Below are 14944 nucleotides of genomic sequence, written 5' to 3' on the forward strand. Positions count from 1 at the left end.
GCATACGAGATCAGTAAGGACGGAACAAGGCTCGAGCCATACGCCATCAACAATGCGAACACGCAGTTCCCCGACCTCACGCGCCTCCATATCAGAGGGAAAAAGAAGGACGGGATCTACGTCTACGACGTCGATACGCAGCGGATGCCGCGCAGCGAGAGCCGGACGAGCGCAACGGATCGCTACGGCATCGTGTGCGATGCCCAGATCGTCTGGGCGGAGGTCGACCTCGGTGTCGGAACGAGTGCCCATACAGAGGGAACTGCAGGTATCTACGGCGAACAGGTCGAGCCGTTCTACACCTCGATGCAGCTCCTTTATCTGAACAAGGACGTCGATCCCTACGGCAGCGAGGCCGAGGCGTTCCTGCGCAACCGTCTCGACAGCGGACGCCGCGTCAACTTCGTCGACTGGCAGGCACTCGATGCGGATGCACGTGCCGCCCTAGCCTCCTCGTGGTACGGCTGGACGTACGAAAGCGAGGAATAATCACGACATAAAAAAACAGCGATTTGCAAAGGCGTGCAAATCGCTGTTTTTTATGTCTCACATCTCCTCTGCCCGCGCAATTCGGTGCAGGAGAACACGGGCGCATTCTGCCGCGCGCACAAAATCCGCCCTTGTCAAAATGAGTAGGACATAGTCCTCGCTGTTCATATCCAGCGCGGCAAGGACATGATCCTCCCACTGCGCATTCAGCTCCCTGCTCCAGACCGGAATCCCGCCCGCATCACCGCACAGCGTTTCGTCGACGGCAAGCCCTGTGCCCGTCGACAGTGTTTGCACGGCAGCGACGAAGTCCTCCTTCTCGCTCTTCCAGTCAAGCCCCACTGCCCTGCCGCTGCGCACCAGTTTTTTGCAAAGTACCTCCCATGCGGCGTCAATGCCCTTTGCCCCCGATGCTTGTAACTTTTTCCGCAGCTGCTTCGTATATGCGGCATCCACGCGCAGAATATTGGCAAGCGCAGCGAATGTGTCCGCAATCGCTTTTGGATCGTCTTCGGTCGGCTCATATTCCGCGACATCGGGGAGCACTCTTTTTTGCACGAAGGCCTTCATGATCTGCGCCGCACCGTCATACGAAAGTCCCGCGCGACAGTATCTTTTTCCCTCCATTTCCAGCAGCAAATTCACCTGATCGGTAGCCCGCCCACTGACTGCCTTCATGGACGTGCAGCCCTCGATCTCTTGTGGCGGGCAGATCTCCACAAACATATTGTACCCGTCCCGCATGGACTTCAATTCGTTCTCGATCCCCACAATATGAAAGCCGTGACGGTTCATCGAACTGCACTTTAACCACCAGTCCTCATAAGTATCAAAGATTTTCGCCTGAATCAGATTGTATAGGCTCATACCGCCAACTCTCCCTCCTGTTTTCGATACCGTTACCTTACGTCATTTCACAGTGCGGGTCAAGACGGCACACGGATGCCGCATCCTTTTTTTAATAAACCGCACAATTATAATTGATTTTATCTCTCAGTCGCGTTATAATAAGAACAGAATCCAAAGAACCGCCCCCTGAGCCTCCCCCGTCGAAACGGGGGAGGGGGACCGCTTGCGGTGGAAGGGGCGCTCCTTTCTCATATTTTCTCACATTAGGAGGTATGTCCAATGAATCAGGAACAACTCAAACGCATGACCGAGGACAAAGGCTTCATCGCGGCGCTCGACCAGAGCGGCGGCTCCACGCCGAAGGCACTCAAGGCGTACGGTGTCGACGAGAGCGCCTACAGCGGCGAGGAGGAGATGTTCACGCGCGTTCACGAAATGCGCACGCGCATCATCAAGAGCCCCTCGTTCGACAAGAGCGAAATCCTCGCGGCAATCCTCTTTGAGAACACGATGGATCGTCGGATCGACAGCCTCTTCACCGCAGACTTCCTCTGGGAGAAGAAGGGCATCGTCCCCATCCTCAAGGTCGACAAGGGGCTTGCCGACGAGAAGGACGGCGTTCAGCTCATGAAGCCCATTCCGGGACTCGACGAGCTGCTTGACCGCGCAAACGAGCGTCACATCTTCGGCACAAAGATGCGCTCCGTCATCAAACAGGCGAACCCCGACGGCATTCGCGCCGTCATCGACCAGCAGTTCGAGGTCGGCATGCAGATCGTCCGCAAGGGACTCGTCCCCATCCTCGAACCCGAGGTCGACATCCACTGCCCCGACAAGGCAAAGGCAGAGGAGATCATGCTCGGCTGCATGAAGGAGCACCTCGCAAAGCTGCCCGCCGATGCCAAGATCATGTTCAAGGTCACCATCCCGACCGTCGACAACCTCTACGCAGAGATCATGAAGGACAGCCACGTCGTCCGTGTCGTCGCCCTCAGCGGCGGCTACACCATGGACGATGCGAACGAAAAGCTCGCCCGCAACCACGGCCTCATCGCCAGCTTCTCGCGCGCCCTCGCGCAGGATCTGCGCTTCTCGCAGAGCGACGATGAATTCAACGCCGTCCTCAAGAAGGCAATCGACAGCATCTACAGAGCCTCCATCACCTGATGAGCCCCTGACGGTGCCGTCGTTTCCCCCATATTCTCACGAACAATCCCCCGCCGCACGCACCGTGCGACGGGGGATTTGTTGTTTGCCTTTCATATGCCCCATACGGAGCCGGCTGCGTTCACACCTTCCATGTGAGCATGCGATAGACAGCGTCCGTTTGAACAATCATGCGTTCATTGCAGCCGCCCTGCTCCTGTATGATCTCATCCAACAGTGGATGACAGCTCTGTGCAGGAAAGAGCTGCTGCAGATAGGAACGCCAACGCGCAGTCGGCGCCTCATAGGCAATCCTACAGACAACATCTTCCGCAGAAACCGTATATGCGGAGAGCTGCGCCCGAATCACATCCTCTCCACCGGGCGGACTAGGAGGCAGGGGGAGCCCCAATCTCTGCGAAGCAAGCTCCGCAAGCGCATTCTGCCCATCATGGAAAATCAGCAAGCGGCAATATCCCCTGCTGCTCGTATTCATCTTTTGCAACGACGCAGGATCTCTCATATCGGGTCCCATCGCACTGAACACCAGATCAAACGCATGCCGCCAATCATAGGCATCGAGCTCCAGCGCCGTCCAATCCCCCACAACAAAGCTGCAGTTGTCTTGCAGCTGCGCCGCACACGAGGCAGCCCGCGCAGACTGAATTGCCTGCGCAGAGATATCAAGCCCCGTTGCCGCTGCCCCGTGCCGCGCCCATGCCATGACCATATCCCCCGTGCCGCAGCCAACATCAAGCATTGCATGGATCGGCTCCGGTAAGTTCATGACATTTTCAGATACATCCTGCTGAACAATACGCCCCTCTTCCGTTGCTGCGGATCGGTAACGCTCGTCCCAAATACCGCTCTCATCTTCCAATGCAGACATCTCAATGTCCTCCCTCCTGCGCTGCCGCCGTTATGTCGATCTGTCGCTCGTAGAAGGGACTGTCCGCGCCATAGTGCTCGACACTCAGTACGCTCATGGACGGGAAGTCCGCATGCAGCCGCCGCAGAATCCTCTCGCGGCACGCAGGATCCACGCAGGAAAGAGCCTCATCCAAGAACACCCAGTCCGGTCTCTGCGCCCAGATCCTGCCGAAAGCCAGCCGCTGCTGCTCCCCGGAGGAGAGCGTCTTATCCCATGCCGCCCCCGCTTCGCCGCTCTCCGCCAAATGCTCCAGCTCCACAAGTGACAGAATCTCGCGGCACCGCTCCCTTGAGATACGCAGGGAAGAATCCGGATACGAGAGCACATCGGACAGGGGTGCTGTAGGCAAATAAGGTGTCTGCGTCAAAAACAGCTGGCGCCCCTCAGGAACCTCGACCCGCCCTCTGCCAAACGGCCATAAGCCGCGAAGCGCATAGAGGAGCGTCGTCTTTCCGCTCCCGGACGGACCCGTGAGAGCCACGCGTTCGCCCGGCATCAGACTGAAAACAACATCCCTGCCTGTGATTCTCTCATCCGGGAACTCCAAATGCATCGGATTGATATGCAGCCCGCCATCCCGACTTTCCAGCCGCGCAAAGGGAGATTCCATGTCCCGCTCACGCAGCAGCGCATCGAACTCTGTCAGACGATCGACGACCGCCTTCCACTCCGCCAGTACAGAATAGTTTAGAATAAACCACGAGAGGGACACGCGCATCCCATTAAAGGCCGACACCGTCTGCATCAGTTCCCCCATCTGGAATGCCCCGGAAAAATATTTTGGCGCAGCCAGCAGGTAGGGAACAACGCCGGATGCCTGTGCATAGCCGGAGTTAAAGTAGTTGAGCTGACGCTTCTTCAGCAGGTTTTTCACCCAGATGTCAAATACACGCGCAAAGGACGCCTTCGTCACGACCGCCTCGCGGTCTTCCCCGCCGTGCAGCGCGATATCCTTGGCGCGATCACGCAGACGGATCAGCGCGCTGCGGTAGTCCGCCTCATACTCCTGCCGACGCCGCTCTAGTCCGATCAGTCGGTGTCCAATGCGATGCACCAGCCAAGTGCCGACGATCACAAATCCGACGGTAATCCAGAGCATGAATCCCGGGATATAGACACCGTTGATCGTATAGGCCTCGGACAGCCCCCACAGGATCACCGCAAAGGCGCCCAAAGATCCAAACGAATCGACAAAGTCAAACACCATCGCCACCGTCAGCTTTGGGAAAAGATACAGATCCTCTGCAATGCGCTGATCCGGATTGTCGATACTCTTGCGAAACACCGCGCGGTAATAGAGCTTCGTCTCCAGCCAACGCTCCGTATAGTTCTCCGAAAGCCAGCCGCGCCACATCTGCACCGCCTTGTCACAGAGATACTTTTGATTGGCATACAGGAAGAGACCAATCGCCGCCAATCCGAACAAAAGACCCAGCTGATACATAAACTCATCGCCGTCTTTGTTCTCCATGGCGTTGAAAAAATCCTTCGACCACGTATTCAGCCGAATCGTCAGATAGACATTTGCGATGTTGAATGCCATCGCGACCGCAAGCATACCGCCAACCTTGATACGCGCCCTGCTCCGCCAGAACGGCGCCGCCAGATGCCAGCAGCGCCGCAGAAAAACGCCGCTCTCGCGAATCGACTGACGCATCACCATCTCCGAATATAGGACAGGATGAAGGTGCGCTCCTGTCCCATGAAGCCCGTGGGAGTTCCCCATAAAGACTCAATATTTGAGACGTATTTCTTGTCGAAAAGATTGCGCACATGGAGCGTGAGGCTGCTGTCCCCGCGCGCGAGGGAAAGCGAGCTGTCATAGAGCATCACGCCGCCCATCGAGATCGCATTGCTCTCATCCATGCGGCTGCCTATATACCGTGCGCCGAAGCCGAGCGTCAGCTCGCCGTCATTGTACTTCTGCAGCACCGCATCTGCACGGAGGTTGAGACTGTGCATCGCAACCCCGGACGGTTTTCTGCCGATACGGTGCGGGTTTTTATCCGCCGTAATGCGATTATCCAAATAGGTGTACGACCCCAAGAGGCGCAGATTCGGATTCAGCGCAACGCGGCCTTCCAGTTCAAATCCCTGCGACATCACCTCTCCGATCGACTCATAATACGACGTTGCAGGAACAGCACGCGGGAGATTCTGATGCCGCAGATCAAAAACCGACGCCGTCACCTGAACATTGGGACGCGGGATGTAGTGCACACCGAGTTCCCATTCCTGCCCCGTCGTTGGCCCGAGCAGCTTGCCGTTGACATCATGGAACGCCGACGGCTCAAAGGAATTGTTCCAGTGCAGATAGGGATGCAGCCCCTTGCCCGCCTCATAGACAACGCCGGCCTGCCCGGTCCACGCACCCTGACTGTACTGCTCATCATCCCGCTGACTGTACTGCGCATAGAGCCCGCGCCGCACACCGCCGCTGAACGTAAAACGCCCCACCTTCTGCGTATGCATGACATAGAAGCCGCGCTCTCTGCTCCAATAATCGAGGTCGTCCATGGGCATGACCGCATCGGGATCCGCAGGGATCGGCGCGCCGCCGACGTAGTCCCGAATCTGGGGCAGCGTCCATGGCGAGAGCATCCGCATTGCCTGTTTGTCCGAGGTATTTTCATAACGCCAGTCAAAGCCAAGGATCGTATCTGCAGAACCTGCTTTCCCCTCCCGGTGAAGCTGAACGAACTGATCGGAGAAATAGGCCGTGGCCTCGCTGTCAATCATCGCGCCAAAGCGTCTATATATGCCGGGAATAGGCATATACGCGCCCGCCGACTGATACGAAGTAATCTCCGTCTTCCGCCAACCGACTTTTTGATGAAAACTCAGCTGCTTATTGAACTTGTGCTCAAGCTCATAGCTGATCCCCTGCTGCTCCTGTTCATAGCGATCCCAGCCCGAAACACCGACGAAGAAGCGATCCGGCATAATCCCATACAGAGGATCTCCCGGCAGCCGCGTACGCGGAGAATATGCATATCCGTCCACCTTGTCTTTCTGCCAGAACGGGAAAAATGTCAGTTTCGTACGATCTCCCCACGACTTCGTAATCGACGGCGCAATATAAATACGCGTCTGATCGGTATTGTCGTAGAACAGATCATTTCCCCGCACCATCGCCACAAACCGTCCATAAAGTGAGCGGTCTGTGCTCGTGCGATTGATGTCAACGGCGAGCATCTTCTCCTTCTGATTTCCGATCTGAACCTGCACCTCGTTGAAATCCTCACGCTGCGGACGCTTGAGCTCCAGATTGATCCGTCCGCCCAGTGCAGCACTCCCGTATGCTGTCGATGAGGGACCTCTCAGAATCTCCACGCGGTCGACGCCGTAGAGTTCGGGACTGAGCAGATTGTCCGTCGTGTGGAACGCCTTCATGCCATTGATGGAAATATTGTTCTGCGTCACATCAAAACCACGTATCTTGCTGAAATTATAGAGATTGTCATAGCCACGCGGCGCAACCGTGATGCCTGCATTGTATTCCAGTGCGTCCGTCAGATTGTATACACCCAGACGCTCGATCTCATCCGTATTGACAATCGTAAGCGACGCCGGTGTATCGCTGAGCTTCATCGGAATCTTGCCGGCTGCGCTCGACGTATCATCCAGTCGCGTCGCATAGACATGCACCGCAGGGGTTCGGACAGCATGCCGCACATTGACATCGTTCGTCTGTGATTCCTGCGCGGCTGCATCGTTTTGTCGGCCTGTCTCCCCCTGCTCCGCCGCCTGTGCCATTCCTCCGCTGAGCAAAAGCGTCAACATCAGACCGCTCGGGATAACCCGCCGCATCCTTCGATTCATTTTATGTGCCTCTCTTTCCTGAATGTGATAATCTTTATCACAGAAATTTTAGTAAAAGGCAATTTATTTGTCAAGCGTTAAAATAAGGAATATTTCTAACTATTCTTTCAATCCAGCAATTTTTTTGCAAAAAAAGAGGCTGCTGCACGAGTCTTCCGTGCAACAGCCCCATATGTCCTCTCCATGGACGAATTCGACCGCAGCTGCAGTGGCATCCACCATTGTAACATCCGTGATTTCCTGCTTGATAATGAGTGAGGGTAATCCCCTCATCAGCGATTCCCAAAACCAGGCGCGACACGTAATGGACAAAAATGCGGATTCCGCATTTTTGTATCATAAAGCGAACGGATGATAGGAATGGAAATTCGCAGAGACACCTACCTGAACAAACTGAGGAAGAACTGCTGAATATCCTATCCTCAGCGATCGGTTCTCTGACCAATCCGAGCAAGCTGTCCGCAACCTTTAAGAGTGTAAAGGGCAAGGCGATCAGCAAGACAACGATCAAACGCTATATTGATTACCTTGAGGACGCATTCCTGATCGACAGTGCAATTCGGTATGATATAAAGGGAAAGAAATATATCGATACACCATCGAAATACTACTTCACCGATCTCGGGATTAGAAATGCCATGTTGAATTTCAGACAGGTCGAAGAGACACACGCTATGGAGAACATCATCTTTAACGAGCTGAAAGTCAGGGGCTATAACGTAGATGTCGGCGTTGTTGTGATGAACGAAACCGATCAGACCGGAAAAAAGGTCAGAAAACAGCTGGAGATCGATTTTGTCTGCAATAAGGGTTCCAAACGATACTATATCCAGTCGGCGTTCGCGATGCCGGATGAAAAGAAAATGCAGCAGGAACAACGCTCTCTGATGAGTACAGGGGACGGATTCAAGAAGATTATCATCACAAAGGATGCCATTGCGCCACTCTACAATAAGGCAGGTGTTTTAGTGCTGAGTATTTACGACTTCCTGTTGAATCCGGACAGCATGGATCTATAGGTCGTTTCAAAAAAACAATCCCCCGCCGCACGCACTGTGCGACGGGGGATTTCCTGTGTGCATTTCGTCAGATACAACTGACAGATTTTTAGTTTCGCATATTTTGTCAGTTATAACTGACAAAAATTTATTTTCGCCTTGTATGTCAGTTACAGATGGTCTAAAATAATCATATCAACAAAACAAAGAAGGTGATCTGATGATTCCACGCAAACACTACATTGATCGAATCCGTCCATTCATCGGCAAGGACATCGTCAAAGTCCTCACGGGCTTTCGCCGCTCTGGAAAATCCGTCATGCTCGAACTGATTCAGCAGGAACTGCGTGCGCAGGGCGTACAGGCAGCGCAGATCATCGCGTTCAACTTCGAATCCTTCAGCAACGCAGCATATCTGGCCGCCGCCGCGCTCTACGAGGAGCTGACGCGCCGCATCGCGGAGACAGCGGGAAAGGTCTACCTCTTTTTCGACGAGATTCAGGAGATTGCGGAATGGGAGCGCTGCATCAACTCCTGCCGCGTCGATTTTGACTGCGACATCTACATCACCGGCTCGAATGCCAAACTGCTCTCAGGCGAGCTTGCCACCTATCTCGGCGGGCGCTATGTCGAGTTCGTTATCTATCCGTTTTCCTTTGCCGAGTACATCAAGAGCAGGCCGGCGCAGGACACAGCATCTGCATTTCGCGCCTACATCGAGAGCGGCGGTATGCCCTTCCTCGCAAATTTTGCCAACACGCAGGAATCCGCGCGGCAATATCTGCGCGACATCTACAGCTCCGTCGTACTGAAGGACATCGTCAAGCGCAGCAGCATACGCGACGTCGACCTCCTCGAGCGCATCATTACCTACGTCATGGCAAACGTCGGTCACACGTTCAGCGCATGCAGCATCGCGAACTATTTCAAAAGCGAGCAGCGAAAGGTCGCCCCCGAAACCATTCTGAACTATATCCGTGCCGCCTGCGATGCCTATCTTTTTTACAAAATCAGTCGCGAGGACATCGTCGGGAAAAAACTCCTCTCCGTCAACGAGAAATACTACATCGTCGATCACGGACTCAGAGAGGCCGTCTACGGCAGCAATACGCGAGACATGGATCAGCTGCTTGAGAACATCGTCTGCATGGAGCTCCTACGGCGCGGTTGGCACGTCACCGTCGGCAAATCCAGCGAGCGCGAGATCGACTTCATCGCCACCAAAAGTGACAGGCGCATCTACATCCAGGTCGCCTATCTGCTCGCCACAGAGGAAACCATTGCGCGCGAGTTCGGCGCACTGGGGAGCGTACGCGACAACTATCCGAAATACGTCCTCTCCATGGACGAGTTTGACCGCAGCCGCAGCGGCATCCTCCACCGCAATATCCGCGATTTTCTGCTCGATGAGGAGTGGGGGTAAATGCCTGCAGCAGAGGATTTCGTTTATTTTTCAAACAAACGATTGCCTTAATAAGAAAAAGATAGTATGATATACAATAAATTATAACAGTTTAATGGGTGGTGATTTTCGTGGCAACTGCCGATCAGGTAAAAAGCCTTGTAAAAGCATATATCGATCGTAATGACGATAGATTCAAAACGATTGTATTACAAATTGCCGCCCATGAGGCAAAATTGGGACACGATAGCGTTGCACGCGACTTAAAGTCACACATAGAGAAGCTCGGCAAGAGAGTCGCAAGCGTGGTTCAGCTCACACCGCAGAATCCCATGCTGTTATTATCGCTGCCCAAGCACGATATATCCGAGCTGATCGTTTCCGATGAGATCACCGAAAAACTCCAACGCATCCTGAACGAGTACCGCAACCGTCACAAACTTCACTCCTACGGATTAACAAACCGACGCAAAATTCTAATCGAAGGACAGCCCGGTACAGGCAAGACCTTTACAGCAGCAGTCATCGCCTCGGAGCTGTCCCTCCCGCTCTATACCGTGCAAATGGACAAGCTTGTCACAAAATTTATGGGGGAAACCAGTGTAAAACTACGCCAGATCTTCGACAGTATCAATTCGCTCACCGGCGTATATTTTTTTGATGAATTTGACGCCATCGGAGCAGATAGAAGCCTCGATAATGAAGTCGGTGAAATGCGGCGAATTCTCAATTCTTTCCTCCAATTCATTGATCAGGACGTTTCCGAAAGTATCATCATTGCTGCAACGAACAATCAAAGACTGTTAGATCAGGCACTGTTCCGACGCTTTGACGACGTACTCCATTATACCCTGCCAACAGAAGACGAAATCCGTCGCCTCCTGGAATACAAACTCATCAGTTACGACAAACATTTCAAAATAACAAAGCCACTCTTAAAAGCCGCTGACGGTCTCAACCATGCGGAGATTGTCAAAATCTGCGACGATGCCATAAAAACCTCCATCCTAACGGATCAGCCCTTGAGCGCAAAACAGATTGCATATCTATTGCAGGAAAGGAGAACTGTCTATTCCTATAAGGAGGCGTGAGACCATGCACTAGGGTCAGCCCCTGTTACATTGAAGCTGACACTGTCCTACTTTATCGAGCCGGGGCCGGGTGAAATCGGCTGGAAGGACAAATATCGCTATCCATCCTGCGGGCTTCGTTTTAACGTGATCAATTCCAACGAAACAGAAGAAGATTTCAAAAAGCGAATTAGCACAAAAATGCGCGGTGAAGATATAAATGACAGCGGCGATGGAACAAGCGGAAGCGATCGCTGGTACTTGGGCGCAAATAATCGAGATGTCGGTTCTATTCACTCCGACTTTTGCGAGCTGAGCGCCGCAGAGTTATCTGACTGCAATCTCATCGCAGTATATCCTGTGGTGGGATGGTGGAGAGAACGCGCCTACTTAAAACGTTACGATAAGAGCATCCGATATGCCCTCGTCGTTTCTCTATCAACACCAAGAACCGATGTAGATTTATATACGCCCATTATCACACAGATTACTCCTGCCATCGAGATTCCAATTCCGACACGTCCCCCCGCATAACACAAGAGCTGTATATCCAGTCTTCCTCGGATATACAGCTCTTGTGTTTTTATTCGCTCAAGAATATTCCTCCAAAGGATCTCTATTCTCATCCCGCTCGGCATCCTCATCATATTGATCAGCCAACGCACGCATTGTCGCCGCAAAACGGACAAAGCCTGCCATTTCAACAGCCTTGGCTTTTTCTCTGTATCCGCGCGCCAGTTCCCTCTCTTGAACCCCATGAGAAAAACTGTGAACACCACGCTGATTCATAAGCGCAATCATAAAGTTACGCCTCATTGTCTCTGAGCCTCGCTCATTCAAAACGTCAGCAACAGATTTGTGAATCCAAAGTCCACAGGGATCTGCCGGCGCGTAGGTCAGTACCTTCCCAATCTCCACTTGTGCAATTTCATAATGTCCGCTTTCTTCTGTGAGCCGGCGCGCCTCCGTAATCCAATTACGAAAGACTTCTTCGTTGAACGAACCGTCCTTTTGGAGCCCCGGACAGGTACGCCAACGATCCAAGAGCGTATATGCGTGTTCAGCAAGTGATTGTTTCTGCTCATCCAGTTTCTCAATGGTATCAGCAGAATCATTCTTCGAGCGAAATGCATATTTTATCATCTCTGCAAAGAATGCCGGATCAGCGGCAAGACGTTTCTCAAGAGCAACTGGAACATCTCCTGAAAGGCAGTCAAACCAAGGAAGAAAATTCCATTCAATCTGATACAGAGCCTCTATATCGACAGAGGTTGATGATTGAAGCCGCTTAATTAGCTCAATCGTATCATAACGCCCCAATTGCTTGATCTCTTGAGGATGCTCTAACACCGCTATCAACGCACGTGTCACAATGTCCGGATCAAAGCCCTCCTCATCATCGAGCGCATAGGTAAAGCAGGTCACGGCTGCACCTGCACGACCATATGCAATGAGTTTCTCTATGACAAATACGTCCTCCCATTTCCATACCCCCGTTCGCACATCTACATGCTTCCAATACAGCTCTTCATGCGATTTGCCCAAATACGATGATACACGTTCCCAAATTTCCCCTTGAAATGGTAAAAGCAGGAGAAACTCTGCACGAAGTGGCGTCTCCCAATTTCGCTGAAGCAACTCATCGACCCATTGAATCCCCCGTTGCCAAAATCGCGCCCAGACAAATCCTGCAACAGCACGTTTCACCACTTCATCATCAGCAGGCAGCTGACTTGGCAATATCTCAGCTTCAACACGATCAGACGCAATCACCCCCAGCGTTTGACCGACTTTATACGGCATCGCTGTCTTTCGTGCAAAGTCTAAACATCGAGCAAAATCCCCATCGCCCATAATCTCAGCAAGGGCTAAGCGACGCTTTTCATCAAGACGCGCCCTCCATTCCTCACGCGGTTCTTTTCCATCAAACAGATCGGGATCACTCTCTGAAAAAAGATAACGGTATCGCAGCATCAGATCAGCAGGGATGATATTCTTTGCAATCTGCTCAATCTTTATAATTGTTTCCTTAGGGAGAGCCCACTGTGCATCCGAAAACTTTCGATGGCGGCGTACAAGACCATCCAGTTTCTCCCAGATAACGACTCGTTCCGACTCAGGCATTCGGAGAATATTATCCGACATCAGATGATTCAAAACAACCTCTTGCGTCTCCTGAGGCAAGTCAGAAAGACGATCCATCAGTTCCATAAGTCTTTCAACATCCGAATGCGCCATCTCTGCGGCGAGTTCTGCCAACATATGGATTTGTTCCCAGTACGCGCGGGGAGACGCACCATCTTCCCAGTCCGAGGGAATAAAGTTACGCCATACAGGACGATAACATCCACTGGTAGCTCCAAAACTATTAGGCAATAACAAAAACAGTAATTTCCACCCAACACGAGGTTGTTCTTTCAAAATTGCTTTGAGTACCGCTTTTCTCTGCTCAAAGGATGCAGTCGTCTGTATATGCCATGGCAGAAAAATATCTGCGAGTGACTGTGCGGGTCTATTGCTATACCTTCCCCCCGGATCAATCGAGGCAAGCTCCGCCAAAATGACTGCGCTTCTTGCAAGATACTCAGGACTCCACGCAAGGCATTCCAAGCCCCAAAGCAACCCGCTGATATAGTTCCTACCAAATAGCCCGTCCCCCTCTTGGGCGAATACCTTACGAAACGCTGTATCGCTCAAATCAGAAAGAGACTCTTCCACAGCCTCCATGAATGCGTTTGGTGCCGCCTCGGCAAGCAGCGGCATAAGAGAATCCAATCCTGCCCACCGCTCCCAATCAGCACCATGGAGCAGATTGTGAACCACACTTGCCGCGACGGTTTCTGCTTTTTCACGAGAGCACTGACTCAGCGCCTGGGGGCGACTTCCCAATAGGGCAAGTGTTTCCGCTATTCCCTTTCTAAGACGTGTGGAATGTGTAAGTTCCTTTCCAAGAACATTGGCAGCATATCGCTCTTCTTTCGGCAGATCAAATTTCGGATCTCGTTCACTAAGAACCAAAAGTGCCTTTTCCTGAAAACGATCCAAATCTTCATCTGCCAGTCTGTTTCCTAGTGCATTCCATGCCTCACCACGTGGAACAATCCTCCATTTCCCATCAATCTGAACAAGGGGAGTATCTGGCTGAAGTGTAATATCGTACCGCTTAACCTTCCACTCCCCGAAGTCGTTTCCCAATATCTGCTTCAAAACTTCTAAATCAGCAGCATTTTGCTCACTCCACTGCCCAAGGAGAGCTGTTCTCGCCAGAACATGTGCGTTTTCCCAAGTCGCATATATAGGAACATCCCCTAAGCCGAGAAGATGCCGTCTCAATGCGGACAGTCTGCCACCACCAATCCCGGCAAACTCCCGCGCACGTACAGCAGAAAAGTTTGCCGCCCGAAGGACTTCTTCGATTTTATCCCTCGACGGGCTTTGAATTTTTATGATCTCAGAACCACCTTTGAGGTGTGCTCCACACAAAGGTATAACTACCCCGTGCCCCTTGCGTGTAGCCACCGTTTGTAGATCCATCCGTGTTGACTCTTCTAACTCTAGTCTTGGATCGGCAACCAATATGTGAGGACTACGCGATACAGACACATATCTCCATGCATCTGCATCACTAATAAAAAGACATCGATAAATATCCCCGTCTCCTTCTCTTAGTGAGGCTAAGTATCCGGCAACAAAATCATTGATATCATTCGGACTTTCAGCCATAAGAAACACTCGGTTTACCTCCCCCAAGAAAAGTTTCTTGAGTGCATTACAGGCATTTTCTCTTGCTGCAATAAAAAGTTCAGGAGGAAGTGGCGGGTCTTTTTTATTTCTTGAATCCAAAATCAACCGCCAGTGTTCCAGGCATCCATGAGTCGCGCAGGGATGTGGTTCATACGGCGCGGCATATAGCCGAGCTTTTTTTGTGCCGCATCGACCACCTTGATCGCATGGGTATCGTGCTCGTTCTCGGGCTCTCGCAGGAGGTTCAGCGTATCTCCTGCCTGCATATCCGCAACGAGGTCAGCCCAGCCCTCCACATAGTACGCCCCCGCGATGGGGAAATGCGTGAGGTAGATTGCCTGCGAAAATGGTGCGGGCGGCAGTGCATCGCCGCCCCAAGCGCCGACCAGTGCGCCCGGCATTCCCTTCGTCAGCTGCATTGTCCCACACTCCTATGCTCTGCACTTCTATGTCCGCTGCAACCGCTTTTCTTCTCGCCGATCAATTATACTGC

11 protein-coding genes and 1 pseudogene are annotated in these 14944 nt (G+C 52.5%); 6 read left to right on the forward strand and 6 right to left on the reverse strand.

Features of this window, described 5'->3' with window-relative positions; genetic code table 11:
• A pseudogene (locus AXF19_RS14985) lies at positions 1–489 on the forward strand (hypothetical protein); the annotation flags it as partial.
• A 57-nt stretch (positions 490–546) separates the two neighbouring features.
• Here AXF19_RS14985 and AXF19_RS02535 read toward each other — a convergent pair.
• A complete protein-coding gene (locus AXF19_RS02535) occupies positions 547–1356 on the reverse strand; it encodes a DUF6630 family protein (protein WP_066844618.1) in 810 nt (269 codons plus the stop codon).
• 261 nt (positions 1357–1617) lie between these two features.
• Between AXF19_RS02535 and AXF19_RS02540 the strand changes: the two genes are divergently transcribed.
• Positions 1618–2505: a fructose bisphosphate aldolase gene (locus AXF19_RS02540; protein ID WP_066844620.1), complete on the forward strand. Its 888-nt coding sequence runs from the start codon at positions 1618–1620 to the stop codon at positions 2503–2505.
• Between the two features lie 121 nt (positions 2506–2626).
• Here AXF19_RS02540 and AXF19_RS02545 read toward each other — a convergent pair whose 3' ends face one another.
• Genes AXF19_RS02545 through AXF19_RS02555 form a run of 3 tightly spaced genes read right to left on the reverse strand, consistent with a single transcriptional unit; the run spans position 2627 to position 7198 of the window.
• Positions 2627–3373 carry a class I SAM-dependent methyltransferase gene (locus AXF19_RS02545; RefSeq protein ID WP_066844624.1) on the reverse strand — a complete coding sequence of 249 codons (747 nt, stop codon included), beginning with the start codon at positions 3371–3373 and terminating at the stop codon, positions 2627–2629.
• 1 nt (position 3374) lies between these two features.
• The gene (locus AXF19_RS02550; RefSeq protein ID WP_216634962.1) at positions 3375–5078 is read right to left on the reverse strand and encodes an ABC transporter ATP-binding protein/permease; all 1704 of its coding nucleotides are present in this window, start codon (positions 5076–5078) and stop codon (positions 3375–3377) included.
• Positions 5072–7198, reverse strand: a complete 2127-nt coding sequence (locus AXF19_RS02555) for a TonB-dependent siderophore receptor (protein WP_216634963.1) — start codon at positions 7196–7198, stop codon at positions 5072–5074. Before AXF19_RS02555 ends, AXF19_RS02550 begins: the two co-directional genes overlap by 7 nt.
• 353 nt (positions 7199–7551) lie before the next feature.
• On the opposite strand from AXF19_RS02555, the gene AXF19_RS02560 reads away from it, so the two are divergent.
• The 4 genes from AXF19_RS02560 to AXF19_RS13400 all read left to right on the forward strand — a co-directional run bounded on the left by AXF19_RS02560 (position 7552) and on the right by AXF19_RS13400 (position 11241).
• Positions 7552–8256: an ATP-binding protein gene (locus AXF19_RS02560; protein WP_216634964.1), complete on the forward strand. Its 705-nt coding sequence runs from the start codon at positions 7552–7554 to the stop codon at positions 8254–8256.
• A 199-nt stretch (positions 8257–8455) separates the two neighbouring features.
• A complete protein-coding gene (locus tag AXF19_RS02565) occupies positions 8456–9658 on the forward strand; it encodes an ATP-binding protein (RefSeq protein WP_066844630.1) in 1203 nt (400 codons plus the stop codon).
• Between the two features lie 110 nt (positions 9659–9768).
• Positions 9769–10728 (forward strand): AAA family ATPase, encoded by a 960-nt coding sequence (locus AXF19_RS02570; RefSeq protein ID WP_066844632.1) that lies wholly within the window; start codon positions 9769–9771, stop codon positions 10726–10728.
• A 30-nt stretch (positions 10729–10758) separates the two neighbouring features.
• Entirely contained in the window at positions 10759–11241 is a 483-nt protein-coding gene (locus tag AXF19_RS13400; protein ID WP_216634966.1) for a hypothetical protein, read from the forward strand.
• Positions 11242–11298: 57 nt separating this feature from the next.
• Here AXF19_RS13400 and AXF19_RS02575 read toward each other — a convergent pair whose 3' ends face one another.
• Both AXF19_RS02575 and AXF19_RS02580 read right to left on the reverse strand, forming a co-directional pair.
• Positions 11299–14550 carry a hypothetical protein gene (locus AXF19_RS02575; protein WP_237141665.1) on the reverse strand — a complete coding sequence of 1084 codons (3252 nt, stop codon included), beginning with the start codon at positions 14548–14550 and terminating at the stop codon, positions 11299–11301.
• A 2-nt stretch (positions 14551–14552) separates the two neighbouring features.
• On the reverse strand, positions 14553–14870 hold the full coding sequence (locus AXF19_RS02580) for an HIRAN domain-containing protein (RefSeq protein ID WP_066844635.1): 318 nt from the start codon (positions 14868–14870) through the stop codon (positions 14553–14555).
• Positions 14871–14944 lie beyond the last annotated feature (74 nt).

This window comes from Selenomonas sp. oral taxon 126 (assembly GCF_001683335.1).
Lineage (GTDB): Bacteria > Bacillota > Negativicutes > Selenomonadales > Selenomonadaceae > Centipeda.

Bases quoted from the DNA above. Each gene is read 5' to 3' on its own strand.
- AXF19_RS02535 (WP_066844618.1), bottom strand. From the start codon at position 1,356: ATGAGCCTATACAATCTGATTCAGGCGAAAATCTTTGATACTTATGAG.
- AXF19_RS02540 (WP_066844620.1), top strand. From the start codon at position 1,618: ATGAATCAGGAACAACTCAAACGCATGACCGAGGACAAAGGCTTCATC.
- AXF19_RS02545 (WP_066844624.1), bottom strand. From the start codon at position 3,373: ATGTCTGCATTGGAAGATGAGAGCGGTATTTGGGACGAGCGTTACCGA.
- AXF19_RS02550 (WP_216634962.1), bottom strand. From the start codon at position 5,078: ATGGTGATGCGTCAGTCGATTCGCGAGAGCGGCGTTTTTCTGCGGCGC.
- AXF19_RS02555 (WP_216634963.1), bottom strand. From the start codon at position 7,198: ATGTTGACGCTTTTGCTCAGCGGAGGAATGGCACAGGCGGCGGAGCAG.
- AXF19_RS02560 (WP_216634964.1), top strand. From the start codon at position 7,552: ATGCGGATTCCGCATTTTTGTATCATAAAGCGAACGGATGATAGGAAT.
- AXF19_RS02565 (WP_066844630.1), top strand. From the start codon at position 8,456: ATGATTCCACGCAAACACTACATTGATCGAATCCGTCCATTCATCGGC.
- AXF19_RS02580 (WP_066844635.1), bottom strand. From the start codon at position 14,870: ATGCAGCTGACGAAGGGAATGCCGGGCGCACTGGTCGGCGCTTGGGGC.